This window comes from Streptomyces albus subsp. albus (genome assembly GCF_000719865.1).
Taxonomy (GTDB): domain Bacteria; phylum Actinomycetota; class Actinomycetes; order Streptomycetales; family Streptomycetaceae; genus Streptomyces; species Streptomyces albus_E.
Window position 1 is genome coordinate 119,970 of sequence record NZ_JOID01000007.1, and the last position, 24,883, is coordinate 144,852.

General features: G+C 74.1%; 22 protein-coding genes. 15 read left to right on the plus strand and 7 right to left on the minus strand.

The genetic code is table 11. The features are described 5' to 3' along the window. Nucleotides 1–3 precede the first annotated feature (3 nt). The 3 genes from IF83_RS0108255 to IF83_RS0108265 all read left to right on the plus strand — a co-directional run bounded on the left by IF83_RS0108255 (nt 4) and on the right by IF83_RS0108265 (nt 2,262). On the plus strand, nt 4–822 hold the full coding sequence (locus IF83_RS0108255; protein WP_030543413.1) for an SDR family NAD(P)-dependent oxidoreductase: 819 nt from the start codon (nt 4–6) through the stop codon (nt 820–822). Nucleotides 823–898: 76 nt separating this feature from the next. Beyond that, nucleotides 899–1,420 carry a DUF6098 family protein gene (locus IF83_RS0108260; protein WP_244176932.1) on the plus strand — a complete coding sequence of 174 codons (522 nt, stop codon included), beginning with the start codon at nt 899–901 and terminating at the stop codon, nt 1,418–1,420. 74 nt (nt 1,421–1,494) lie between these two features. Then, nucleotides 1,495–2,262 carry a ZIP family metal transporter gene (locus IF83_RS0108265; RefSeq protein WP_394297307.1) on the plus strand — a complete coding sequence of 256 codons (768 nt, stop codon included), beginning with the start codon at nt 1,495–1,497 and terminating at the stop codon, nt 2,260–2,262. A gap of 67 nt (nt 2,263–2,329) precedes the next feature. On the opposite strand, the gene IF83_RS0108270 is transcribed toward IF83_RS0108265, so the two are convergent. Continuing rightward, nucleotides 2,330–3,691 (minus strand): acyltransferase family protein, encoded by a 1,362-nt coding sequence (locus IF83_RS0108270; protein WP_078843285.1) that lies wholly within the window; start codon nt 3,689–3,691, stop codon nt 2,330–2,332. 405 nt (nt 3,692–4,096) lie between these two features. On the opposite strand from IF83_RS0108270, the gene IF83_RS0108275 reads away from it, so the two are divergent. The 4 genes from IF83_RS0108275 to IF83_RS0108290 all read left to right on the plus strand — a co-directional run bounded on the left by IF83_RS0108275 (nt 4,097) and on the right by IF83_RS0108290 (nt 7,175). Next, the gene (locus tag IF83_RS0108275) at nt 4,097–4,564 is read left to right on the plus strand and encodes a PPOX class F420-dependent oxidoreductase (protein ID WP_030543417.1); all 468 of its coding nucleotides are present in this window, start codon (nt 4,097–4,099) and stop codon (nt 4,562–4,564) included. Between the two features lie 237 nt (nt 4,565–4,801). Further along, nucleotides 4,802–5,152, plus strand: coding sequence for a hypothetical protein (locus IF83_RS0108280; RefSeq protein WP_030543418.1), 351 nt, complete (start codon nt 4,802–4,804; stop codon nt 5,150–5,152). A 479-nt stretch (nt 5,153–5,631) separates the two neighbouring features. Next, on the plus strand, nt 5,632–6,576 hold the full coding sequence (locus IF83_RS0108285) for a glycosyltransferase family protein (RefSeq protein WP_030543419.1): 945 nt from the start codon (nt 5,632–5,634) through the stop codon (nt 6,574–6,576). A 95-nt stretch (nt 6,577–6,671) separates the two neighbouring features. Next, the gene (locus tag IF83_RS0108290) at nt 6,672–7,175 is read left to right on the plus strand and encodes a metallophosphoesterase family protein (RefSeq protein WP_030543420.1); all 504 of its coding nucleotides are present in this window, start codon (nt 6,672–6,674) and stop codon (nt 7,173–7,175) included. A gap of 208 nt (nt 7,176–7,383) precedes the next feature. Here the strand turns inward: IF83_RS0108290 and IF83_RS0108295 are convergent, their stop codons facing one another. After that, nucleotides 7,384–7,596 (minus strand): hypothetical protein, encoded by a 213-nt coding sequence (locus IF83_RS0108295; protein ID WP_158711013.1) that lies wholly within the window; start codon nt 7,594–7,596, stop codon nt 7,384–7,386. Nucleotides 7,597–7,979: 383 nt separating this feature from the next. Between IF83_RS0108295 and IF83_RS0108300 the strand changes: the two genes are divergently transcribed. Genes IF83_RS0108300 through IF83_RS0108310 form a run of 3 tightly spaced genes read left to right on the plus strand, consistent with a single transcriptional unit; the run spans nt 7,980 to nt 12,325 of the window. Further along, nucleotides 7,980–10,451 carry a molybdopterin oxidoreductase family protein gene (locus tag IF83_RS0108300; RefSeq protein ID WP_078843286.1) on the plus strand — a complete coding sequence of 824 codons (2,472 nt, stop codon included), beginning with the start codon at nt 7,980–7,982 and terminating at the stop codon, nt 10,449–10,451. Nucleotides 10,452–10,456: 5 nt separating this feature from the next. Next, a complete protein-coding gene (locus tag IF83_RS0108305) occupies nt 10,457–10,960 on the plus strand; it encodes a hypothetical protein (RefSeq protein ID WP_037679218.1) in 504 nt (167 codons plus the stop codon). A 21-nt stretch (nt 10,961–10,981) separates the two neighbouring features. Beyond that, nucleotides 10,982–12,325, plus strand: coding sequence for a PP2C family protein-serine/threonine phosphatase (locus IF83_RS0108310; protein WP_158711014.1), 1,344 nt, complete (start codon nt 10,982–10,984; stop codon nt 12,323–12,325). 39 nt (nt 12,326–12,364) lie between these two features. On the opposite strand, the gene IF83_RS0108315 is transcribed toward IF83_RS0108310, so the two are convergent. Next, nucleotides 12,365–14,020 (minus strand): FAD-binding dehydrogenase, encoded by a 1,656-nt coding sequence (locus tag IF83_RS0108315; protein ID WP_030543425.1) that lies wholly within the window; start codon nt 14,018–14,020, stop codon nt 12,365–12,367. Nucleotides 14,021–14,307: 287 nt separating this feature from the next. On the opposite strand from IF83_RS0108315, the gene IF83_RS0108320 reads away from it, so the two are divergent. Beyond that, nucleotides 14,308–15,507, plus strand: a complete 1,200-nt coding sequence (locus tag IF83_RS0108320) for an alpha-hydroxy-acid oxidizing protein (protein ID WP_051722575.1) — start codon at nt 14,308–14,310, stop codon at nt 15,505–15,507. A 258-nt stretch (nt 15,508–15,765) separates the two neighbouring features. On the opposite strand, the gene IF83_RS0108325 is transcribed toward IF83_RS0108320, so the two are convergent. Next, entirely contained in the window at nt 15,766–16,419 is a 654-nt protein-coding gene (locus IF83_RS0108325) for a phosphoribosyltransferase (protein WP_030543427.1), read from the minus strand. Nucleotides 16,420–16,570: 151 nt separating this feature from the next. Then, a complete protein-coding gene (locus IF83_RS0108330) occupies nt 16,571–17,248 on the minus strand; it encodes a dienelactone hydrolase family protein (protein WP_030543428.1) in 678 nt (225 codons plus the stop codon). A 278-nt stretch (nt 17,249–17,526) separates the two neighbouring features. Between IF83_RS0108330 and IF83_RS0108335 the strand changes: the two genes are divergently transcribed. Next, complete coding sequence (locus IF83_RS0108335; protein ID WP_030543429.1) at nt 17,527–18,051, plus strand: hypothetical protein; 525 nt, start codon at nt 17,527–17,529, stop codon at nt 18,049–18,051. Between the two features lie 278 nt (nt 18,052–18,329). On the opposite strand, the gene IF83_RS33005 is transcribed toward IF83_RS0108335, so the two are convergent. Next, complete coding sequence (locus IF83_RS33005; protein WP_030543430.1) at nt 18,330–18,833, minus strand: hypothetical protein; 504 nt, start codon at nt 18,831–18,833, stop codon at nt 18,330–18,332. 212 nt (nt 18,834–19,045) lie between these two features. Between IF83_RS33005 and ctaD the strand changes: the two genes are divergently transcribed. Genes ctaD through qcrB form a run of 3 tightly spaced genes read left to right on the plus strand, consistent with a single transcriptional unit; the run spans nt 19,046 to nt 22,794 of the window. Continuing rightward, nucleotides 19,046–20,788 carry an aa3-type cytochrome oxidase subunit I gene (ctaD, locus tag IF83_RS0108345; RefSeq protein WP_078843288.1) on the plus strand — a complete coding sequence of 581 codons (1,743 nt, stop codon included), beginning with the start codon at nt 19,046–19,048 and terminating at the stop codon, nt 20,786–20,788. Next, nucleotides 20,785–21,171 (plus strand): aa3-type cytochrome oxidase subunit IV, encoded by a 387-nt coding sequence (gene ctaF / locus IF83_RS0108350; protein ID WP_030543432.1) that lies wholly within the window; start codon nt 20,785–20,787, stop codon nt 21,169–21,171. The genes ctaD and ctaF overlap by 4 nt, the downstream gene beginning before the upstream one ends. Before the next feature lie 48 nt (nt 21,172–21,219). Further along, on the plus strand, nt 21,220–22,794 hold the full coding sequence (gene qcrB, locus IF83_RS0108355; protein ID WP_051722577.1) for a cytochrome bc1 complex cytochrome b subunit: 1,575 nt from the start codon (nt 21,220–21,222) through the stop codon (nt 22,792–22,794). A gap of 249 nt (nt 22,795–23,043) precedes the next feature. Here qcrB and IF83_RS0108360 read toward each other — a convergent pair whose 3' ends face one another. After that, the gene (locus tag IF83_RS0108360; protein ID WP_030543434.1) at nt 23,044–24,846 is read right to left on the minus strand and encodes a thiamine pyrophosphate-requiring protein; all 1,803 of its coding nucleotides are present in this window, start codon (nt 24,844–24,846) and stop codon (nt 23,044–23,046) included. Between the last annotated feature and the right edge of the window lie 37 nt (nt 24,847–24,883).

Below are 24,883 nucleotides of genomic sequence, written 5' to 3' on the forward strand. Positions count from 1 at the left end.
CGCATGAGTGACGACGAACGGCCCCTGGCCGTGGTGACGGGTGCCTCCAGCGGGATCGGCTTCGAACTGGCCCGGCAGTTCGCCGGGAACGGCTTCGACCTGCTCCTCAACTCCGAGGACGAACGCCTGGCGGGGGCGGCGGACCGGCTGCGGCCGGCCGCCCCCGAAGCGGACATCCGGACCGTCCGCGCCGATCTGCGGACCTACGACGGGGTGGAGCAGCTGTACGCGGAGACCGCCGCGGCCGGGCGTCCGGTGAGCGCCGCCGCGCTCAACGCCGGAGTCGGCCGCGGCGGTCCGTTCCTGGAGAACGACCTGGCCGACGAGGCCGAGGTCATCGACCTCAACATCTCCTCCACCGTCCACCTGGCGAAGCGCCTGCTGCGCGGCATGGCCGCCCGCGGCGAGGGCCGGCTGCTCATCACCTCCTCCATCGCCTCCACCATGCCCGGCCCCCACCAGGCCGTCTACAACGCCTCCAAGTCCTTCCTCCAGTCGTTCACCGAGGCGCTGGCGGACGAGCTGAGGGACACCGGGGTCACGGTCACCTCGGTGATGCCGGGGCCCACGGACACGGATTTCTTCCGCCGCGCCGGCATGGAGGACACCCGGATCGGCCGGGGTCCGAAGGACGATCCGGCGCAGGTGGCCGAGCAGGCCTTCGCCGCGCTGATGAAGGGGAAGCCGAAGGCCGTCACGGGCTCGGCGCGGACGAAGGTGCAGGAGGCCGCGAACGGAGTGCTGCCCGACTCCGTCAAGGCGGCGGCCCACCGTCTGATGGCCCGGCCCGGCTCGGGCACCACGGGGCCGGACCGGGGCTGACGGCCGAGGTCCCCGGTCGGCCGAAGCTTCCGCGGCCCGGATTGCCGCCGTCCGGCCCCGGGTAACCGATAGCGTCATGACGTCAGCAGAGCTTCCGGTCCTCACCTCGCTGCGCCGGCTGGCCGACCTTGTCGAGCGCGTCGATCCGGTCTTCGTCCGCTGGTCGCGCGGGCCGCGGACGGATCTGCGGGGTCACAGCGGGGTGAGCAGGGACAGCCTGACGGGTGTTCCGCTCGCCGGTCTGTCGGCCAATCCGCTGCGGGTGGAGGCGTGGTGGGGGGAGCGGCCCACGCTGCTGTGGGTGGCGCGGCGGCTGTACGACTACAGCCATCTGCGGGAGGCCGAGGGCTCTCGGGTGCGGCCCTGGGTGCTCACGGGCGAGGAGGCCGGGCGGGGTCCGGACAACGAGCCGCTGGTGGCGCGGGTCCGCCCGGTCGCGTGGATCGCCCCCGAGGTCATCGCGGAGGCGCGGGCCGAGGTGGCCCGGCAGCGAGGCGCGTGGGGGCCGCTGCGCAGACCGCACGACTTCGCGGACGTCGCGGACGAGGCCGCGGGGCGCGCACCGGACGACTCCGGCCCGGCCCGGGGCGGTCTCTGAGGCCCACCGCGGCGGGCCCACCGAGGTGGGCCGGCTCCGGCGGCCGGGTGCGCCGGCGGAAACGACCGAGGAGGGTGACCGGGCTCGTGCCACAGGTGCTGGAAGCGGGATGGTGGGGTCTGGTCGCCGGTTCCGCGCTGCTGATCGGTGCGCTGCTCGGCTACACGCTGCGCGTCCCCCGGCTGCTCATCGCCTCGGTGATGGCGTTCGGCGCCGGTGTGCTGCTGTCCGCCGTCTCGTTCGAGCTGGTGGGCGAGGCGTACGAACGGGCCGGGCTGGCCCCGGCCGTCATCGGCACCGTCGGCGGCGCCGTCGCGTACACCGCGGGCAACGTCGTCCTGGCGCGCCGGGGGGCGCGGCACCGCAAGCGGTCCGGGCACCACCGGCTGCAGCCCTCGGAGGCGGAGCAGTCGGGATCCGGCCGGGCGCTGGCGCTCGGCGCGCTGCTCGACGGGGTGCCGGAGTCCGCCGTCATCGGGGTCGGTCTGCTGGAGGGCGGGGCGGTCGGCCTCGTCACCGTCACCGCCGTCTTCATCAGCAATCTGCCGGAAGGGCTGTCGAGTGCGGCCGGGATGAAGGAGGCCGGTCGCGGCGGGGGCTACGTATTCAGTGTGTGGGGCGCGATCGCGGCGGCGAGCGCGGTCTCGGCGGTCCTCGGCTACACGGTGGTGGGCGGTCTGTCCACCGCGGTGGTCGCAGCGGTGACGGCGGTCGCCGCGGGCGCGATGCTCGCGATGATCGCCGACACGATGATCCCGGAGGCGTTCGACCGGGCCCATCTGGCCATCGGGCTGATCATGGTGTGCGGGTTCCTGGTGTCCTTCACGCTGTCCCACGTCTGACGGCTGCCCCGGCTGCCCCGCCGGCCCGCTCCTCCGGCGCTCGCGCGCGGCCTCCGTCCGGAGGTGCTCAGGCCGTGTCCCCGGGGCCGGAGCCCTTCCCGGTTCGCGTGTCCCCGCCCGCGCCCCTGCCCGTGCCCGTCGCCGCTCCGGCTCGGGCGCGCTCCTCGGCGCGCTCCTCGGCGCGCTCCGGCCGGGACTCCGGGGCCGTCGGTCCGGCGGGTTCGCCGGATGCGGTGGCGGAGCCGGCGGTGCCCGTGGACGGCCCTCCGCCGGGGCCGGCCTCCGCGTCCGCCTCTCGCGCCGGCCGTGCTTCCGCGGCCTCCTCGGGCGCGGGCCCGGACCGGTCGGGGAAGGCCCAGTCCAGCTTCGGCTCGACGACCGGCCGGAAGAGGCGGCGCACCGGGGGCGAGGTGAGGACCAGGGCGAGGCCGACGCCGAACACCGTGACCAGCAGTTCACCGGCCGGGGTGTGCCAGAACCGCGGCTCGTACCAGCCCTCCCAGGCGGCGGTCCGGATGATCAGTCCGTGCAGCAGATACGCCACCAGCGTGCCCGCGCCGAAGGCCGTGAACCAGTGCTGCCGGCGCGGCACCCAGGCCAGGAAGGCGGCGGCGAGCAGCAGCGAACAGACCAGCAGGGCCAGGCTCATGACGAGCCCGGCGGGCCAGTCCACACCGAGCTGCTCCCAGGTCTTGCTGCGGACCGCCCACTCGGACGTCACCCGGTCCCGGGACCAGTAGGCCGTGACCAGGCCCGCCGCCAGCAGGGGAAGGGACACGATCCGCATCCACCGGGACCTGACGAGGTCCCAGTGCTCCGGCCGCATCAGCAGTCCCAGCACGAAGAACGGCAGGAACTGCAGGACCCGGTCGAGATTGAGGACGGGGTCCGCGTCGAACGCCGCCCCGAGCAGAGCGATCAGGACGGACAGCCCGATGGCCAGCGGCGGGCGCAGCAGCAGCCACAGCGGCGCGGTGAGCCGCCAGACGAAGAGCGCGATCAGAAACCAGGTCAGGTACCAGGGCGTCAGCAGGCTGATGTCGTTGCCCCGGTCGTCGACGGCGTTGCCGTAGAGGGTGTAGACGGTCTCGAAGACCGCGTACGGCACGAGGACAGCCGCGACGAGCCGCTGGACCTGCCGGGGCCGGCCGCGGAAGGTCCGCGAGAAGTAGCCGGAGAGCAGGATGAAGACCGGCATGTGGAAGGTGTAGAGGAAGAAGTACGCGGCCCAGACGGCGCGGCTGTCCTTGAGCGGCTGCCAGGCGTGACCGACCACCACCAGCACCATCGCCAGCAGTTTCGCGTTGTCGAAGAAGGGGTCCCGCGCGGAGCGCCCGGAGTCCGTTGCGGCCGGCGGACCCGGCTCGGGCCGGCCGTCCTTCCGCGCGTCCCGGTGGTCCTCCACCGGGGCCTGCGGCACTCCCGACATCCGTGCACCTCCAGCGCTCCGTCTTCCCGCGGCCAACTGCGGGCTCTTTGTGCACGGTACCCACCCGGGCGCGGCCCTCGCGTCGTAACGGCGCGGCAGGCCGCGGAGACGGCGGGCCGCGGGCATCGGCCGGGAGACGGGTCCCGGCCCCGACGCCGGGGCCGGAGCCGGAGAAGGCCTATGGCGGCGGCCCGTGCGGCTCCGGTGACCGCCATCAGCCCGACCCTGGGCAGCCGTTCCACCAGGGCCCATGGGGAGGGCGAACACAGCGGACGCGGGCGGGCGCGGCGGGAGGCAACGAACGTGAGCCGGGCCGGGTGGGTTCCTCCGCCCGCCGGGTAGGGAGGTGGACGGCGCACCGGGCGGCATCCGTCCGGCCCGGACCGATCGACCTCTGGAGAACACGTGCCCCGTTCCATCGCCACCGCCGACCGTGTCAGCCGCGACGAACTCCTCGGCTTCCTCCGGCCGCGCCACCGCGCGGTCCTGCTGACCCGCAAACGGGACGGCTCGCCGCAGATGTCCCCGCTCACCTGCGGTGTGGACACGGAGGGCCGTATCGTCATGTCGACTTATCCCGAGCGGGCGAAGGCCCACAACGCGCGCCGCGACCCACGGGTCTCGCTGTGCGTCCTCTCGGACGAGTTCAACGGTCCGTACGTGCAGGTCGACGGCGACGCGGAGGTCCTCGACATGCCGGAGGCCCTGGAGCCGCTGGTGGAGTACTTCCGCTGCATCTCCGGTGAACACCCCGACTGGGACGAGTACCGGGAGGCGATGCGGGTCCAGAACAAGTCGCTGATCCGGGTGACGATCACCGGCTGGGGCCCGGTCGCCACCGGCGGCTTCCCGCCGCGCCTGGCCGGCGGCTGACACCCCGCCCCGCCCGGCGTCCCGCACGCCGTCGTGAACATGCCGGGGCCGGACGGGACGCGGGCCGCACCGCCGCTCCGGCCCCACGAGCACGGGGGCCGGCCGGCAGGCCCCGCCGGCCGGCCGCCCGTGCGGGCATCCGGGACCACTCCCCCGTTTCGGCGGCCACCCCCCGGGAACCCGGAGGTTTTCCGAGGCCGAACTCCGAGGCCGAACGCCGAACGCAGGAGGCTGCCCATGAGCAAGCACGACGGCGAGGCGCTCCCGCTGGCCGACTACGACGAGTTGTCGGCCGGCGCGCTGGAGCACCGCCTCCGCACCCTGGACTCCGCCGAGCTGGAGGTCCTGCGCCACTACGAGCACGAGCACGCCAACCGGACCCGGGTCCTGGAGATGATCAACACACGTCAGCTCCAGCTGGCCGGTGGCGGGACCCCGTCGCCGGGCGGGGAGGATCTCCGGCAGGAGGCGCGGCACGCCGCGGGCGGCGGCTCGCGCGTCACGCCCGAGACCTCGCCCCAGCCGATCCATCCGCCGCCGCACGGCACTCCCGACCAGCGCGCCAAGCCCAAGGGCAACCGGCCCTGACTAAGGCGCGCCGCGAAAATGCCGCCTGCCCGGCGGCGCCCGGCACTCCCCCGGCCTGCGGCCGGGGGTGCCCCACGCCGCGCCGCCGGGCCCGTCCCGGTACCTCCGTACCGGGACGGGGCCTCCGCCTTGCGATCCCACGCGCCGGAACGCTGCCGGGCCCGCCCTGCGGGCGGACGGCGCCACTTCCGCGACACGCCGTGGCGGCGCCCGCGGGACGCGTGCGCGTGGCGAGGCCTCCGGTGTGACGGAGCTGTCGGGACCACACCACACCGGAGGCCTCAGCGGCCCACCGTAGTGTCCGGGGAAGCCGTTGGGACCTTGTTCGACGGCAGACGACCCACGGGGGTGACCGGACGGCCACCGGCGGCCCGGGCCCGGACCGGTGCGCGCCGGAAACCTGCGCGCACACCGCGCACCGCGCCCCGTGCGCAGCGCCAGATGTGCAGGAAGCCCCAGGGGAGGGACACCGATTGAGCATGCCGACGGACTGGACGGACACCGCGCCGCGCGCCGGAAGAGTGCTGCTGACCGGCTGGTTCAGTTTTCTGCACGGGGAGGCCACGGTGGGCGACCTGCTGTCGCTGGACCGCGTCCGGGGCGCCCTGGACCGGTGGGGCATCGCGTACGACACCGCCTGGAGCGGTGGCTTCCGCCCGCACGGGCTGCGGCTCGACGAGGCCGACCCCGGCCGGTACCGGGCGGTGGTCTTCGTCTGCGGTCCCCTGCACGGGCCGCAGATCGAGGATCTGCACCGGCGCTTCCCGCACTGTGCGCGCATCGCCGTGGGCGTCTCCGTCCTCGACGGGGACGATCCGGCGGTCCGCGGCTTCCACCGGGTGCTGGCCCGGGACGCGCCCGGCGCCCGGCCCCGCCGCGACCTGGCCGTTTCCGCGCCCCGCTCCCCCGCCCCGCCCGTCGTCGGGGTGGCGCTGACCCGCGGGCAGGGCGAGTACGGCGGCCGGCGGCGGCACGAGGCGGCCGGCGATGCCCTGACCGCCTGGGTGAACGGCAAGGACTGCGCGCGGCTCGAACTGGAGACCCGGCTCGACCCGGACGACTGGCGGCTGTCCGCCACCGTCGCCCAGTTCGAGGCGGTCGTCGCGCGGCTCGACCTCCTCGTCACCAACCGGCTGCACGGGCTGGTCACCGGTCTGCGCGCCGGTGTGCCCGTGCTGGCCGTCGACGCGGTCGCGGGCGGGGCGAAGCTCACCGCCCAGGCCCGGGCGTGCGGCTGGCCCGCCCTGGTGCCGGTGGAGACGGCGGGAGCGGAGGAGCTGGACCGCTGGTGGGAGTGGTGCCTGGGCGAGGGCAGGGCGGTGGCCCGGCAGCGCGCCGAGGAGTTCCGCTCGGCCCCGGAGCCGGAGCTGCTCACCGGACTGGCCGAGGCCCTGGACGGTGCGGCGGCCGGTGCGGCGCGATGAGCCACGCGGACGGAGGGGCCCGGCGGAGCGGGGACGGACGGCGGAGCACGGACGGACCGGTGGACCCGCGGGCCGGGCGGGCGGGCGGCGGCCCGCTGCGGCTGCTGCTGATGTCGGACACCCATCTCCCCAAGCGGGCTCGGGAGTTGCCGCCCCGGCTGCTGGAACTGGTGCCCGAGGCCGATGTCGTCATCCACGCCGGGGACTGGGTGGACACGGCCACGCTGGACCTCCTCGAGACCCGGGCCCGCCGGCTGATCGGCGTGTACGGCAACAACGACGGCCCGGAACTGCGGGCCCGGCTGCCCGAGGTGGCGCGCGCCGAACTCGGCGGGCTGCGCTTCGGCGTCGTCCACGAGACCGGAGCCGCGCGGGGCCGGGAGGAACGCTGCGCCCGGGAGTTCCCCGGTCTGGACGTCCTGGTCTTCGGCCACAGCCACATCCCGTGGGACACCGAGGCGCCCGGCGGGCCGCGGCTGCTGAACCCCGGCTCGCCGACCGACCGCCGGCGACAGCCGCACTGCACCTTCATGACGGCCGGGATCTCGGAGGGCCGGCTCACCGGCGTACGGCTGCACCGCCTGCCGCCCCGGCGCTGACGTCCCACGCCCCCGGGAGTCACTGCCGGAGCGCCGGCCGACCCCCCACCGACGCGGGGACGCGGGACCGCCCCGGCCGAGCGTCACCGGGCCCCACGCGAGGACCGCGGCTCGACGTCGCCGGAACGTGGCGGGGAGGTCCGCGGTCGTGCGGACACCCCGCCGTCGTGCGGGCGCCCCCGCGGTCTCGCGATGCGCCGCGCCGCGGTCACCCGTGCCGGTCCCCCGGGTCGCGCTGGGCCTCGGCGTTGGTGGTGAGCGCGTCGCCGCTCTCGCCGTCGCGCGCGGCGGCGTCCTCATCCGGCGTCACCCTCCGCTGAGCCGCCCGGATCTCCGCCTCGACCTCCTGAGCCGCCGTGGCGGGCTTGCGGGCCGGCTCGTTCCGCTCATTCCCGTTCCGGTCGTTCCGTTCCGTCGTCATGCCGGACTCCTTCCCGTGGCTGGTCGCGCCGCCGGGGTGCGGGCGGGCCGGTCCCGCCGGCACCCGGGCGGTCTCCGCTTCTCCTGCTCGCCGCGCCGGGGGATATTCCGGCGCCCGCGTGCTCCGTCCGGGCGCCCGCCGTACCCGCGCGCCCGTCCCCTGCCCGCCGGCGGTACCGCTCCGGGGCCGTCCCGGCGGGCTCGCGGGCCGTTCCCGCTGTCCGCCGGCCGGGGCATCGGCCGGATGGACAGGCGTGGCAGGGCCCGGCGCGGACGGCGGTGCGGCTAGCGTCGGTCCGTCCCCCGGAGACCGCGGCCCGGAAGCCCCCGGAAGACGCAGCCCTGAGTAACAGCCGCCCGCACCACAGCTGACAGGAGCGTTCCGTGACCGACCGCACCGCCGACATCTGGGGGGCCCGCACACCGTTCGCCGCCGGGCAGCGCTGGCCCGAGCGTGTGGACCGGCATCTCACCGCGGACGAGTCGGAGGTCCACACCTGGGTCCCCTCGGTCTGCGTCCTGTGCTCCACCGGCTGCGGTCTGGACATCGCCGTCTCGCACGACGGCCGGATGGTGGGCGTCCGGGGCCGCGCCGGCGACCGCGTCAACCACGGACGGCTGGGGCCCAAGGGGCTGTACGGCTGGCAGGCCGTCAACTCCCCCGACCGTCTCACCCGCCCCCTGGTCCGGGCCGGCGGCCGGCTGGAGCCCGCCGACTGGGACACCGCCCTGGGCACCGTCGCCGACCGCTCCCGTCAGGTCCTCGCCGAGCACGGGCCGCTCGCGATGGCCTTCTACACCTCCGGGCAGCTGTTCGCCGAGGAGTACTACGCGCAGACCGTCATCGCCCGCGGCGGCATCGGCACGCCCCATCTCGACGGCAATACGCGGCTGTGCACCGCCACCGCCGAGTGGGCGCTGATCGAGAGCTTCGGCAGCGACGGCGACCCGGGCTCCTACACCGACATCGACCTCTGCGACACGCTCTTCCTCGTCGGCCACAACACCGCCGAGACGCAGACCGTGCTGTGGTCCCGGATCCTCGACCGGCTGCACGGGCCGGACCGTCCCCGGCTGGTGGTCGCCGACCCCCGGCTGACCGAGACCGCCCGTGAGGCCGACGTCCATCTGGCGCTGCGTCCGGGCACCAATGTGGCGCTGCTCAACGCGCTGCTCCACGAGATTTTCGAACACGGCCTGCTGGACCGGGAGTTCGTCGACGCGCGCACCACCGGTTACGAGGAGCTGGCCGCCGAGGTCGCCGGCTGGTCCCCCGAGCGGGCGGCCGGCGTCTGCGGCGTGCCGGCCGAGGACATCCGCGCCGCCGCGCGGATCCTCGGCACCGGCGAGCGGCTGGTGTCCACCGTGCTGCAGGGCGTCTACCAGTCGCACCAGGCGACCGCCGCCGCCGTCCAGGTGAACAATCTCCATCTGCTGCGCGGAATGATCGGCCGCCCCGGACGCACCGTCTTCCAGATGAACGGCCAGCCCACCGCCCAGAACACCCGCGAGACCGGCGCCAACGGCGCCCTGCCGGGCTTCCGCAACTGGCAGAACGCAGCCCATGTCCGCGAGATCGCCGAGGCGTGGAACGTCGAGCCGCTGCGCATCCCGCACTGGGGCCCGCCCACCCACGCCATGGAGATCTTCCGGTACTGCGAGGAGGGCTCGGTGCGGTTCCTCTGGGTGACGGGCACCAACCCCGCGGTCTCCCTTCCCGAACTGCGCCGCATCCGCTCGGTGCTCGGCCAGGACCGGCTGTTCCTCGTCGTCTCCGACGCCTTCCGCAGCGAGACCGCCGAACTCGCCGACGTCGTGCTGCCCGCCGCCCTGTGGGGCGAGAAGACCGGCTGCTGCACCAACGCCGACCGGACGGTCCACCTCTCGGAGAAGGCCGTCGAACCGCCCGGCGGGGCGCGCTCCGACTTCGACATCCTGCTGGAGTACGCGCGCCGGATGGACCTGCGCGACAAGGACGGCGGACCGCTGCTCACCTGGCGGAGCCCGGAGGACGCCTGGCGGGACTTCACCGCCCTCACCCGGGGCCGGCCATGCGACCAGAGCGCGCTGACGTACGACCGGCTGCGCGGCTCCGGCGGCGTCCAGTGGCCCTGCACGCCCGAGGCACCGGACGGGACCGAGCGCCTCTACGCCGACCACGTCTTCCCCACCCGCGCCGGCCAGTGCGAGGACTACGGGCACGACCTCACCACGGGCGCCCAGTACGAGGCCGGCGAGTACCGGGCCCGGGACCCCGCCGGACGGGCCCGGCTGCGGGCGGCGCCGTACCTCCCCCCGCACGAACCGGTGGACGAGACCTACCCGCTCCAGCTCACCACCGGCCGTACCGTGCACCACTGGCACACCCGCACCAGAACCGGCCGGGTGCCCGAGCTGCGGCGGGCCGCCCCCGACGTCTGGGTGCAGCTCTCCGCCGAGGACGCCGCGGAGCTGGGCATCGCCGACGGCGACCTGGTGCGGGTGGTGTCCCGGCGCGGTGAGATCGAGGCGCCCGCGGTGTGCCGGGGCACCCGGCGGGGGGTCGTCTTCGCCCCGTTCCACTACGGCTACTGGGACCAGACCGAGCCCGGCCGGCACACCCGCGCCGCCAACGAGACCACCCGCACCGAGTGGGACCCGGTCTCCAAGCAGCCGCTGTACAAGTACAGCGCGGTCCGGGTGCAGAAGATCTCCTCGGCGGCGACCGCGCTCGCCCACGGGACGGCCGACTCCGACCGGCAGACCGACGCCCCGCCGCCCGGCACCCTGACCGCGGAGACCGCCGCCCCCACCGGGGAGAACCGGGACACGGGCGGGACCGGGAGCACCGCGGCCCGGCCGGCGGGGAAGGTGTGAGCGCCGTGACGACCACCAGGACCGGAACCCTCCTCGCCGAACTGCACGGAGCCGAGGAGGCCCTGGCCCGGGAGTTCCACCGGGTCGCCGAGCGCCAGGCCGCCGACCACGGCACCCACTACCCCTGCCGCACCCTGGCCGCACAGTGCGAGGAGCACGCCGCGCGGCTGCGGACCGCCGCCCGGCGGTACGGCCAGGACCTGTCCGGGCCCCGTCACAGCGAGACCCTGGCGCACCTCGCGGACGCCGTGCGGGAGAAGTCCTCCGAGCGGCGGGGCCACCACACCTCCGCCGGGCAGCTCCTCCTGCGCGACCTGCGTCACCTCTACCTCGCCGCCCAGGAGGCCGGCCTGCTGTGGCTCCTGCTCGGCCAGGTGGCGCGGGCCGTCCGCGACCAGGGGCTGCTGGACGACGTGGAGGAGCTGCACCGCGAGACGCTCGGCCAGATCCGCTGGCTGACGACGCGGCTGAAGAACGCCGCCCCCCAGGTCCTGGCCACGGCCGACTGAACCACGCGGACGGGGAGCACGGTGCCGAAGAGCGACAGTCCGGGGCCCATGACGGTCTCCCCCTGGCAGCCCGCGTCCACGCGGCGGCGGGACGCCCTGCTGGAGACCCCCGTTCTGCTGCTGATGGTCTTCCTGGCCTCCCTCGTCCTCTTCACCGTCGGCCGCCTGGTGGAGGCCGAGGGGCGCGTGGTGTCGCTCATGGCCTTCCTGCCGGCCATCGTGGCGGTCATCGGCTCCGTGAAGCAGACCGTGATCACCGCCGTGTGGAGCACGGTCGTGCTGTTCGCCGTGCTCCTCGGCATCCATCTGAACGTCCTGGAGGTCATTCCGCCGACGTTCGGCGTCGCCCTGATGAGCGGCCTGTCCATCGGGGCCTGCCGGTACCGCATCCACCGCAACGCGGAGGTCAGCCGGCTCCGGTCGGCGGCCGCCGCGCTCCAGCGGCAGTTGCTGCGCCCGCTGCCGTTCCGCACCCCCGAGGTCGTCATCGACGGGCTCTACCAGCCGGTCGAGGAGGACAGCATGGTCGGCGGGGACATCTACGAGATCGCGATGTCGCCGTACGGCACCCGGGTGCTGATCGCGGACGTGCAGGGCAAGGGGCTGCCGGCCATCGGCACGGCGTTCTCCGTGCTCGGGGCGTTCCGCGAGGCGGCGCAGCGCGAGCCGGGGCTGCTGGGCGTCGTGGACGCCCTGGAGTCCGCCGTCGAACGGCACAACAGCTTCGCCAGCCGGGCCGGGGAACCGGAGCGTTTCGTCACCGCGCTCGTCCTCACCTTCGACGAGCGGTCCTGCGGTCTCGTCGTCAACTGCGGGCATCTGCTGCCGTGCCTCGTCGGGGAGGTCCCGGAGCAGAGCGGTCCGGTGCCGCTGGCGGACCCGGGGGTGCCGCTCGGCCTCGTCGGGATGTCCCCGGAGCCGCGCCGCATCGAGGAGTTCGAGCTGCCGGAGGGTGACACGCTGCTGCTGTTCACCGACGGGGTGACGGACGCCCGCGATCCCTTCGGAGTCTTCTACCCGCTGCGGGAGCGGCTCCGGGAGTGGTCCGGCATCCCGGCCTCCGAACTCGCCGCGACGATCTCCGCGGACCTCCAGAAGTTCACCGGGAACAACCAGCGGGACGACATCGCCCTGCTGGCCCTGCACCGCGTCCCCGGCACCGGTCCCGGCGCCGGAGCCGGAGCCGGAGCCGGAGCCGGAGCCGGGGCCGGGGAGCGGCAGGCCCCTGGCACGGCCGGCGGCGAGGCATCCGGTGCGGGCGGAGAGGTGCCCGGGGCGCCCGGGGCGAGCGGCGGGCCCTCCCCCGGCGCGGGCGGCCCGGGAGGACCGGACGGCCCGTGCGGCGGCGCCCGCACCGGGTCCTGATCACCGGCCTCCCCGGCCGCCCGGTCGCCGACCGGTACCTCAGCCGGTCTCCCGCGCCGCCTCCCGCCCGGCGGTGCGGCCGGAGAAGAGACAGCCGCCGAGGAAGGTCCCCTCCAGCGAGCGGTAGCCGTGCATCCCGCCGCCGCCGAAGCCCGCCGCCTCACCGGCCGCGTACAGACCGGCCACCGGCTCGCCCATCGCGCCGAGGACGCGGCCGTTCAGGTCGGTGTGCAGGCCGCCGAGGGTCTTGCGGGTGAGGACGCGCAGCCGCACGGCGATCAGCGGGCCCGCCGCCGGGTCGAGAAGGCGGTGCGGCGCGACGGTGCGGATGAGTTTGTCGCCGAGATAGCGGCGCGCCCCGTGGATGGCGGTGACCTGGAGGTCCTTGGTGAACGGGTTGGCGATCTCCCGGTCCCGGGCGGTGATCTCGCGGCGCAGCTCCGTCTCGTCGATGAGCGGCTGCCCGGCGAGCCGGTTCATGCCGCGCACCAGCGCCGCGAGGTCCCGTTCGACGACGAAGTCGGCGCCGCGGTCCATGAACCGCTTCACCGGGCGCGGCACGTCGATGCGGGCGCGCCCGAGGACGTCGCGGACGCTCTTGCCGGTGAGGTCGGGGTTCTGTTCGGAGCCGGAGAGGGCGAACTCCTTGCCGATGATCCGCTTGTTGAGGAGGAACCAGGTGTAGTCGTAGCCGCTGCGCATGATGTGCTCGAGCGTGCCGAGGGTGTCGAAGCCGGGGAAGAGCGGCACCGGCAGCCGCCGTCCGAGGGCGTCCAGCCAGAGCGAGGAGGGGCCGGGCAGGATGCGGATGCCGTGCCGGGCCCAGACCGGGTTCCAGTTCTCGATGCCCTCGGTGTAGTGCCACATCCGGTCGCGGTTGATCAGGCTGCCGCCGGCCCGTTCGGTGATCTCCAGCATCCGGCCGTCGACGTGCGCGGGGACGCCGGAGAGCATCCGGGCGGGCGGGGTGCCGAGCCGCTGCGGCCAGTGGCGGCGGACGAGTTCGTGGTTGCCGCCGATCCCGCCGGAGGCCACCACGACCGCCCCGGCCCGCAGCTCGAAGTCGCGCACGGCGTTGCGGGAGCTGGCCTGCCCGCGCTCGGCGGCGCTGGGCGCGAGCAGCGTGCCGCGGACGCCGTCCACGCGGCCGTCGGTGACGGTGAGTTCGTCCACCCGGTGCCGGAAGCGCAGCTCCACCGTGCCGCGCTCCGCGGCCTCGCGGACCCGCCGCTCGAACGGTTCGACGAGCCCGGGGCCCGTGCCCCAGGTGATGTGGAAGCGCGGTACGGAGTTGCCGTGGCCGCGGGCGTCGTACCCGCCGCGCTCGGCCCAGCCGACCACGGGGAAGAACCGGACGCCCATGCCGTGCAGCCAGGACCGCTTCTCCCCGGCGGCGAAGTCGACGTAACGCTCGGCCCAGCGGCGCGGCCAGTGGTCCTCGGGCCGGTCGAAGCCGGCCGTGCCCAGCCAGTCCTGCCAGGCCAGCTCGCGGCTGTCGCGGATCCGCAGCCGCCGCTGCTCGGGCGAGCCGACGAGGAACAGTCCGCCGAAGGACCAGTGCGCCTGGCCGCCGAGCGACGCCTCCGGCTCCTGGTCGAGAAGGATCACGCGGCGGCCCGCGTCCGCCAGTTCGGCGGTGGCGGCCAGCCCGGCCAGTCCCGCTCCCACCACGATCACATCGGCGTCGTACGCCACTGCGGCCCACCCTTCCGCGCTGCCCTCGGTACGGCACGGCCCCTGTGCGGGCGCGCGCCGTCTGCTTCCCCCGGTGTGTCTCCGCGGCCGCCCTGGTCGGGCGGGCGTGCCGCCGGAGTGCGGACCGTTCTATCAGCCCTGGTCCGGCGTGGGAATGGCGGGGGCCGCAGGGGTCTTCCGCAGAGGCACCGTCCGGTCGGTACGGTGTCCCCCCAGCCGAACACCCGGCCGAACAGCGGCCGGCGCACCGGCCGCCACACCCGAGCACAGGGAAGGGACTCCCGGACATGAGCCAGGACCGCCCGCGGGACCTCGCGCACGCGCAGGCCGCCTTCGCCGCGTACCAGGACGAGATCTATCTGCACGGGCTGCTGACGGGTGAGCCGCCCCGCTTCCCCACCGGCGCGGCGGAAGTGGAGGCGGCGGCCCGCGAGCGGATGACCGCGGAGGCGTACGGCTACGTGGCCGGGGGCGCGGGCGGCGAGGCGACCGTGCGCGCGAACCGGGCCGCGTTCGAGCGGCGGACGATCGTGCCGCGCATGCTGCGCGACGTCGGCACGCGCGATCTGTCCTGTTCGCTGCTGGGAACGGAGCTGCCGGCGCCCGTGCTGCTGGCGCCGGTCGGGGTGCTGTCGATCGCGCATCCGGACGCCGAGCCGGCGGTGGCCCGGGCCGCGGCCGGGCTGGGGCTCCCCCTGGTGCTGAGCACCGCGTCCTCCGCCTCGCTGGAGGAGGTCGCGGAGGCGTCCGGGGACGGGCCGCGCTGGTTCCAGCTGTACTGGCCGAAGGACCGCGAGGTGACGCTCAGCCTGCTGCGGCGGGCCCGCGCCGCCGGCTACAGCACGCTCGTCCTGACCCTGGACACCTGGCTGCTGGGCTGGCGCCCGCGCGACCTGGACCGGGCCTATCTGCCGTTCCTCCAGCGCGTCGGGATCGCCAACTACCTCAGCGATCCGGCGTTCCTGGCCGGGCTGGCCAAGCCGCCGGAGGAGGACCCGCTCGCGGCGGTGGCGCACTGGGCGGGGATGTTCGCCGACCCCACCAAGACCTGGGAGGACCTGGCGTTCCTGCGCGAGCACTGGGACGGGCCGATCGTGCTCAAGGGCGTGCAGCACCCGGACGACGCGCGCCGCGCCCGGGACGCGGGCATGGACGGGGTGGTGGTCTCCAACCACGGGGGCCGCCAAGTGGACGGGGCCACTGGGTCCCTCGACGTGCTTCCGGCGGTCGCCGGGGCGGTCGGCGACGAGCTGGCCGTGCTCTTCGACAGCGGTGTGCGCGGCGGCGCCGACATCCTCAAGGCGCTCGCGCTCGGCGCCCGGGCCGTCCTGGTCGGCCGGCCGTATGTGTACGGGCTGGCGCTCGGCGGCGAGGAGGGCGTCCGGCACGTGCTGCGCTGCCTGCTGGCGGAACTCGACCTCTCGCTGGCCCTCTCCGGCCACGCCCGCCTCGCGGACCTGGGGCCGGGAGTGCTCGGCACGGGGTGACCACCGCACCGCCGGCCGGCCACGGCCAGGGCACGGGCTGCCGGGCCGGGGCCCCGTGCGTGGGTGGATCCGGCGCGAGCGGACCCGGCCGTGACGGACCCGGCGCGGGCGGCACTCCCGCCCTGACGGCGGCGGAGCCGGCGCCGGGGTCGTACCGTCGCGCGGGCCCGCCGGGCGGGCGCCGGCCGGGCCGCGGACCGGTGCGGAGCGGATCCGCTGCCGGCCGGGGGCGGCTCCGGCCGGGTTCGGGGCCGCTCGTCAGCGGGTGGTCATGGACTCGCGCAGGATGGCCACGACCTCGTCGTCACGGGTCTGCGCGAAGTCGTCGTAGAACTGCCCGACGGCCTGGAAGTACGGCGGTTGCCACATGCACACGATGTCGTCGGCCTCGCGGCTCAGCGCGGCGACCGCCTGCGGCGAGCCGACCGGTACGGCGAGCACCAGCCGGGCCGGCTTCCGGCGGCGTACGGCGCGGAGCGCGACCCGCGCGGTGCTGCCGGTGGCGAGCCCGTCGTCCACGACGACCGCCGTGCGGCCGGCCAGGTCCGCCGGCGGGCGGCCCTCGCGGTAGAGGTGCTCCCGGCGCCTCATCTCCGCGCGCTCCTCCTCGACGCGGGACGCGAGCCGCTCGGGGGTGAGGTCGAGCATCTGCAGCGTCTGCTCGTCGTACCAGGGCTCGTCCTCGCCCGCGACGGCCCCGACGGCGAACTCGGGGTTGAACGGGGCGCCGATCTTGCGGACGACGACGATGTCCAGGGGTGCGTGGAGCTCCCGGGCGACCTCGTCGGCGACGGGCAGTCCGCCGCGCGGCAGGGCGAGGACCACCGGCTTCTCCAGCCGGCCCGCGCGCCCGCGCTCCTTGAGCTCTCCGGCCAGTTCGCGCCCGGCCGACCTGCGGTCGTGGTAGTTCATGCTCGTCTTCCTTCCGGTTCTCCGGCGCCGGCCGGGGTTCGCCCGGGCCGGCGGCCCGTGAGATCGCGTCTCCTCCCCGCTCCGGACCCGGCCGGGACAACCCGGACGGCCCGGGCGGCGGGGCGCGGAACGGGGAGGAGAACGGCGGCCGTCACGGACCGGCCCCCGCCGTCGTGGTCCGCTTCCCGGCGACCGTGCGGACGAACCAGCCCTGCGCGGCCGCGGCGGCCTGTTCCAGCGTCCCCGGTTCCTCGAAGAGGTGGGTGGCGCCCGGGACGACGTGCACGGTGGCGGACCCGCCGAGCCGCTCGGCGGCGTCCCGGTTCATGCGCAGCACCTCGTGGTCCTCACCGCCGACGATCAGCAGAACGGGCGCCTGGACCCGGGGCAGCGCGGGGCCCGCGAGATCGGGGCGTCCGCCGCGCGAGACCACGGCCCGCACCCGCTCCGGCCGTTCCGCCGCGGCGATCAGTGCCGCGGCGGCGCCGGTGCTGGCGCCGAAGAGGCCGACGGGGAGCCCCGCCGTGGCCGGGTGCCGCCCGAGCCAGTCGACTGCGGCCACGAGCCGCCGGCCCAGCAGCGGGATGTCGAAGCGGAGTTCGGCGGTCACCGCGTCCAGCCGCCCCTCCTCCTCGGTGAGGAGGTCGAAGAGGAGCGTGGTCAGGCCCGCGTCCTGGAGGACCCGCGCCACCTCCTGGTTGCGCGGACTGTGCCGCGAGCTGCCGCTGCCGTGCGCGAACGCCACGACGCCGTGGGTCGGCTCGGGCGAGACGAGATCACCTCGGAGATCCGCTTCGCCGGCGTCGATGAGTACGGTGTCGAAGACCATCGGCCCACCTCCTGCTGTTCCGGGGTTCCGGGCCGCCGGGACGGTGGCCCTGCGCCACCCGTGCGCGGGGTACCCGCGCCGCATGCCGGTATGCGCCCCGCGCGGGGCCGCCCGAGCCCCGGCCCCGTACGGGACGGGGGTGACGACGGTCATGTCCCTCCGGCCGGGGCGGCGGCTACCCTGAGAGCCCGGCGGCGTCCGGGCCACCGCCCGTCACGGCGGGGCCGCCCGGCGCGCCCCCGGCGCCCTGCCCCGCGGACCGAAAGCGCGGATGCCCCATGCCCGCCGGCCTCTCCTCCGTCATAGCGGCCACCACCCGGTGGCTCACCCGCTCCTATCCCGCGGCGGGCGGCGCCCTCAACGCCGCGTACGCCGAGGTCCAGGCCCGCCAGGCCGTCTCGGTGGCCGCCATGCTGCGCTATCCGACCGAACTCGACGCCGGACTGCTCGTCCTCACGGGCCCCGGCGGCTCCGGCCGCCTGGACCGGCTCACCGGGGCGGACGCCGCGGAGCCGGATCCGGAGGACCACGCCTGGCGCACCTGGGTCGACGAGGTGCTCGCGAGCTGGGCCGCGTGTCTGCTGACCGACCCGGCCCTGGCCGGGGCGGCGGTGGCCGCCGTGGCGGAGGGGGAGCACCCGTCCGGGTTCCCGTACCACTTCCGGCGGCTGACCGAGCCCGACGACGGCGACCGGCGGGCCGCCCCGCTGCTGCGCCATCCGGACCTGCTGGAACCGGTCGCCCTTCTGCACCGGGCCCCGCTCCTGGAGCGTCTCCACGACGGGCTGGCCGAGGCGGCCTGACCACGCCCGACGGGCGGGCCCCGGGAAGGTCCCGCCCCGGCGGCCGGGGTGCCTCGGGGAGGCCCGGCACCCCGGGGCGCCGTCGAGGCCGTGCTGCGGCTCCAGCGCACCGGTCGTCCGCCGGAGGGCCGCCCTCCGCGCGGCAAGCCGCGCCCGTACACGGCCGTACGCCGACCGCCGCTCGTACACAGGCGCGCCACGGCGGCACAGCGGTGTACGGGCGGCGGTTCTCCGGCCGTGCCGCCCCGGGCCCGTGGGGTCCCCGGGGTGCCGGCGGTTCAGCCGCCGGGCCTGACCTCGTACAGCGGGCCCAGGTCGGTCCTGCCGGTGTCCGGAACCTGGCGGGCGAGACGGTGGGTGGTGACCAGGTCGTGCATCAGGACCCGGGCCTTCTCGTGGGATATCCGGGCGATCCGCGCGATCTCGTCGAGCGCGGCCCCGCCCCCGTGGGCCTCCTCCGCCTCCACCAGGGCGCGGAAGAGTACCTCGTGGTCGTCGGTGTACGCCGGACGGCCCCGGCCCGCGAAGGCGGACTCGGTCTTCTCCGGCCCGGACGGCGCGCCGGCGGCCCGGGCCTGTTCGCCCTGCCACCGCTGCTTGCCCTTGTGCGGGGTGGCCAGCCTCTCCTCGTGCGTGCGGGTGGACCGGTCCGTGAGGTGGGTCCGCTGCTTGGAGGCCCCGGTCGTCGCGCCCCGGGCACTGGGGGACTCCCCCGCCCGGTGTGCCGCGCGCCCGGCGGCCCGCCGCTGTTCCTCGTCGCCCTCGACCTTCTTGCGCACCATGCGAAAGCCTCCTCGCGCCGATAGGGAAGGTGACACGCGGACCGGGTACCCGGCGGCGCGCCGTGAAACAGCCGGGATGCGGGGGCGGGCCCCGCCGTACGGGCCCACTCATCGGCGGCGTGGGACGGATGTGTCCGCCGGGAGTGGACGTACCGGCCCTATTGGGGGGCGTGGACGGTCATCCCGTGTTCCCCCGGCCCGTCAGGGAATAGATGACTCCGTTCCGGGCACCGGGCACCGGGGCTGCCGGTCGAGGACAGGGAGGGAAACGGGTGGACGCGGGGCGGCGGGTGAGCACGGGCCGGAGAGTGCTCGGCTGGCTCACCACCACTGACCACAAGGTGATCGGGAACCTGTACCTGGTCACCTCGTTCGGCTTCTTCCTGGCCGCGGGCCTGATGGCGATGCTGATGCGGGCGGAGCTGATGCGGCCCGGTATGCAGCTGATGACGCCCTTTCAGTACAACCAGCTGTTCACCATCCACGGCACGATCATGATGCTGCTCTTCGCGACGCCGACCTTCGCCGGTTTCGCCAATGCCGTCATGCCGCTCCAGATCGGCGCCCCGGACGTGGCCTTCCCCCGGCTCAACGCCTTCACCTACTGGGTCTTCCTCTTCGGCGGGCTGACCGTGGTCGCCGGGTTCCTCACCTCCGAGGGCGCGGCGCCCTTCGGCTGGTTCTCCTACACCCCGCTGAGCCGGGCCGAGTACTCCCCGGGAGCGGGCGGGGACCTGTGGGTCATGGGGCTGATCGTGGCCGGTCTCAGCACCATCCTGGGCGCCGTCAACTTCATCACCACGATCATCACGCTCCGTGCGCCGGGCATGACACTGTTCCGGATGCCGCTCTTCACCTGGAACGTGCTGTTCACCTCGATCCTGGTGCTGCTGGCCTTCCCCGTGCTGACCGCCGCGCTCTTCGCACTGGCCGCGGACCGCATGTTCGGGGCGCACATCTTCGACCCGGCCAACGGCGGGGCGCTGCTGTGGCAGCACCTCTTCTGGTTCTTCGGCCATCCCGAGGTCTATATCGTGGCGCTGCCCTTCTTCGGGGTGATCACCGAGATCATCCCGGTCTTCAGCCGGAAGCCGGTCTTCGGCTACCTCGGGCTCATCGGCGCCACCATGGCCATCACCGGCCTCTCCGCGACCGTGTGGGCCCATCACATGTTCGCCACCGGCGGGGTGTTGCTGCCGTTCTTCTCGTTGATGTCCTTCCTCATCGCCGTGCCGACGGGCGTGAAGTTCTTCAACTGGATCGGCACCATGTGGAAGGGCTCGCTGTCCTTCGAGACCCCCATGCTGTGGTCGATCGGCTTCCTGGTGAGCTTCCTCCTGGGCGGCCTCACCGGAGTGCTCATCGCCTCACCGCCGCTGGACTTCCACCTCACCGACACCTACTTCATCGTCGCCCATCTGCACTACGTCCTCTTCGGCACCATCGTCTTCGCCACCTTCGCCGGCTTCTACTTCTGGTGGCCGAAGATGACGGGCCGGATGCTCGACGAACGGCTGGGAAAGATCCATTTCTGGACCCTCTTCACGGGGTTCCACGGCACCTTCCTCGTCCACCACTGGCTGGGGCAGCAGGGCATGCCCCGCCGCTACGCCGACTACCTCGCGGCGGACGGCTTCACCGCTCTCAACACGGTCTCCTCGCTCAGCTCCTTTCTGCTGGGCCTCTCCACGCTGCCGTTCCTCTACAACGTCTGGAAGACCACCCAGTACGGCGAGAAGGTCACCACGGACGACCCCTGGGGCTGGGGCCGCTCCCTGGAGTGGGCGACGAGCTGCCCGCCGCCCCGGCACAACTTCCCTGCCCTGCCCCGGATCCGGTCCGAGTCCCCCGCCTTTGACCTGCACCATCCGCGGACGTCGGGGGCGGGCCACCGTCCGCCCACCGCGTCCGCCGGACACCCGGCGGAGCGGCCGGAGAAGGGAGGCCGGGGATGAAGACGGAGGCCCTGGTCTTCACCGGTGTGGCCGGCTTCTTCGCCGTCGTCACCGCTCTCTACGTCGTCTGGGGATCCGTCGAGCCGGCCGGCACGGCGGTCCTGCTGGTCTCCTTCGTGATGTCCTCGCTCGTCGCGCTCTTCCTCTGGATCCAGTTCCGGCGGTGCGGTACACGGCCCCAGGACCGCCGGCACGCGGCGGTCCACGAGTCCGCCGGTCCCCTCGCGTTCTTCTCCCCGCGCAGCTACTACCCGGTGCTCACCGCCGCCGGCGCGGCCCTGCTGGGCGTCGGGGTGGTCTACGGCCTGTGGCTCTTCCTGGTGGGCGTCGGGGTCCTGATCCCGGGCATCGTGGGATTCGTCTTCCAGCACAACGACCGCTGAACAGGCACCGCCACGGCGGAGAACCGCAGAGGAGAGGAGAGGAAGCCGATGCTCTTTCCGCGGAAGAGGGCCGGGCTCAAGGCCGGGGCCGGGGCCGCCGCCGAGAGCGGATTCACCGCGCTCGACAGCCGCCTGCCCGTCGCGGAGGGGGGATCGCTGCTGCGCAAGGCGTTCCCCGAGCACTGGTCCTACTTCCTCGGCGAACTCGCGCTCTACAGCCTGGTGGTGCTGGTGCTGACCGGGTCGTATCTGACCCTCTTCTTCGATCCGGAGATGACGGAGGTCCGTTACACCGGGTCCTACGAGCCTCTTCAGGGCACCCTGATGTCCGGGGCCTACGCCTCCACCCTGGACATCAGCTTCGACATCCGCGGCGGGCTGCTGATCCGGCAGATGCACCACTGGGCGGCGCTGGTCTTCGTGGCGGCCATCGGCCTGCACATGCTGCGCGTCTTCTTCACCGGTGCCTTCCGCAAGCCCCGGGAGGTCAACTGGGTCATCGGCGTGACCCTGTTCCTGCTGTCGGTCGCCGAGGGCTTCGCCGGCTACTCGCTCCCCGACGACCTCCTGTCCGGCACCGGGCTGCGGGTGGTGCAGAGCCTGCTGCTGTCGATCCCGGTGGCCGGCACGTACCTCAGCTTCTTCCTCTTCGGCGGCGAATACCCCGGGACGGAGATCATCCCCAGGCTCTACATCGGGCACGTCCTCTTCATCCCCGCCGTGCTCATCGCCCTGGTCGTCGTCCATCTCATCCTGGTGGTGTATCTCAAGCACACCCAGTGGGGCGGGCCGGGGAGAACGAACCGGAATGTCGTCGGCAAGCCGTCCTTCCCCCAGTTCGCCACCACCTCCACCGGGCTCGCGCTGGCGGTCTTCGGCATCCTGGCGGTCCTGGGCGGCGTGGCCCAGGTCAACCCGGTGTGGAACTACGGCCCGTACCGGCCCGACCAGGTGAGCACGGCCTCGCAGCCGGACTGGTACGTCGGCTTCCTGGAGGGCGCCCTGCGGCTGATGCCGCCGTTCGAGACGACGCTGTGGGGCCACACCTTCATGTGGAACGTCCTGGTGCCCACCGCCATTCTCCCCGGGCTGCTCTTCCTCGTCCTGTATCTCTATCCGTTCCTGGAGAAGTGGGTGACCGGCGACTCCGCCGAGCACCATCTCTGCGACCGGCCCCGCGACCGGCCCACGCGCACCGGTCTCGGCGCCGCCGGGATCACCTTCTACGCCGTCCTGCTGGTGGCCGGCGGCAACGACGTCATCTCCCTGACCCTGGAGATCTCCCTCAACCGGCTCACGTGGATCCTCCGCTTCTCCCTCGTGCTGCTTCCGGTACTCGTCTTCGTCCTGACCAAGCGGCTCTGCCTGGGACTGCAGGACCACGAGACGCACCTGCTGGAGAAGGGCCGGGAGACCGGTGAGGTGCGGCAGAGCGTGGAGGGGGGTCTCACCGAGGACGAGGAACCCCTCTCCCGGGAGAAGCGCTACACCCTCTTGATGAACCGTCAGCGCACGCCCGTGCCACTGCGGTTGCCGCCCTCCGAGGACGGCGGCCTCCCCACCCGCCGCAGCCGGCTGCGGGTGGCCCTGAGCCGCTGGTTCCACCGCGACCGGGCCCGCTGACACCGCACACGCAGGGTCGCCCGGCCACGGTCCGCCGGCTGGCCGCCGACGGCTGCATGTGGCCGACACCGAAGCCGTGGAGAACACCGCCGGCCGGGTCGGGCGGAAGCCGGATCCGGCCGGCGTCCGGGTCAACTCGGCCTTCAGCGGACACCTCGCGCCCGCCTCCTCGATCGTCTCGGACCAGGAGGCGGGCAGGGCACAATCCGGCGGCGCCCGGGGGCGCCGGTCTCCGTCATGTGCCGTCCGTCATCCGCCGTCCCGACCCGGCAGCCGCTCCGCGTACTCGGTGAGCTTCTGCCGGACGCCGCGCTTGACGATGCCGGTCCGCTCGGGGTCGTGGACGGCCGCCTCCGCCGCCTTCTTGCCCTGTTCGAGCATGATGTGCGGCGGGATCGGCGCGATCTCCGCATCGACCTTGAACTCCAGGACGACGGGGCCGCCCGCGGACAGCGCCTCGTCCCACGCGCTGCCGATCTTCTTCGGCGACTCGCAGCGGATGCCGCGCAGGCCGAGGAGTTCGGCGTAGGCCGCGTAGGGCACGTCCGGAATGGTCTGCGAGCCGGGGAACTTGGGGTCGCCGCCCAGGGCCCGCTGCTCCCAGGTGACCTGGTTGAGGTCCTGGTTGTTGAAGACGCAGAAGACGAACGGCGGGCCGCCCGCGAGCCGGTCCAGATAGCGCTTGACCGTGATCATCTCGTTCATGCCGTTCATCTGGAACGCGCCGTCCCCGACGAAGGCGATCACGGGGCGGTCCGGGTGGGCGAACCGGGCGGCGATCGCGTAGGGCACCCCGGGCCCCATGGTGGCGAGGGTTCCGGAGAGGGAGGCGCGCATGCCCTCGCGCAGTTTCAGGTGGCGGGCCCACCAGTTGGTGCCCGAGCCGGAGTCGGCGGTGACGATGGCGCCGTCCGGGAGCCGGGAGGAGAGTTCACTCGCCACGGCCTGCGGGTTGATGGTGTGGTCGAAGTGCTGCCCGGCCCGCTTGTCGCAGATCCGGTTCCACTCCCGGACGTGTCCCTCGATCTCCGCCCGCCAGCCGCGGTCCTCCTTCCGCTTGAGCAGCGGGATGAGGGCCCGGAGGGTCTCCTTGGCGTCGCCGACGAGGTGGGCCTCCATCGGGTAACGGATGCCGATCATGCGTCCGTCGATGTCGATCTCCACCCCGCGGGCCTGTCCCTCGTCGGGCAGCCATTCCGCGTAGGGGAAGCTGCTGCCGACCATCAGCAGGGTGTCGCAGTTCCGCATCATCTCGTCGCTGGCCTTGCTGCCCAGCAGGCCGATGGGGCCGGTGACCCAGGGCAGGTCGTCGGGGAGGACGTCCCGTCCCAGCAGGGCCTTGGCGACCCCCGCGCCGAGGAGTTCGGCGGTCTCGATCACCTCCCCCTCGGCGCCGGCCGCGCCCTGCCCGATGAGCATCGCCACCTTCTCGCCCTCGTTGAGGACGGCCGCGGCGCGGCGGAGCTCGTCCTCGTCGGGCAGCATCCTGGACGGGCTCCAGCCGACGCTGGAGAAGACCGAGCCGTGCGCCTTGGGCGGCGAGGGCTGGGCGTCGGCCTCCTGGATGTCCTCCGGAATGATGACCGTGGCGACGCCGCGGGTGGTGAGGGCGGTCTTGAAGGCACGGTCGATGACGTGCCGGGCCTGCCCGGGGTGGACCACCATCTGGCAGAACTCGGAGACGTCCGCGAAGACCTGTTCGAGGGCGATCTCCTGCTGGTAGTGCGAGCCGAGGCAGAGGGTCTTCTGCTGGCCGACGATCGCGACCACCGGCTGGTGATCGAGCTTGGCGTCGTACAGACCGTTCAGCAGGTGGACGGCTCCCGGCCCGGAGGTCGCCACGCAGCAGCCGGGCTCGCCGGTGAACTTGGCGTGGCCGACGGCCATGAACGCGGCCATCTCCTCGTGCCGGGCCTGGATGAACTCCGGTTTCCCGGCGGCTCGGTCGAAGGCGCCGAGCAGGCCGTTGATCCCGTCGCCGGGATAGCCGTAGACCCGCTGGACGCCCCATTCGGTCAGGCGGTTGAGTACGTAGTCGGCGACCTGGCTCATCGGTTCTCCATGGGTTGTCTGACGGCCCGGCGGGGGG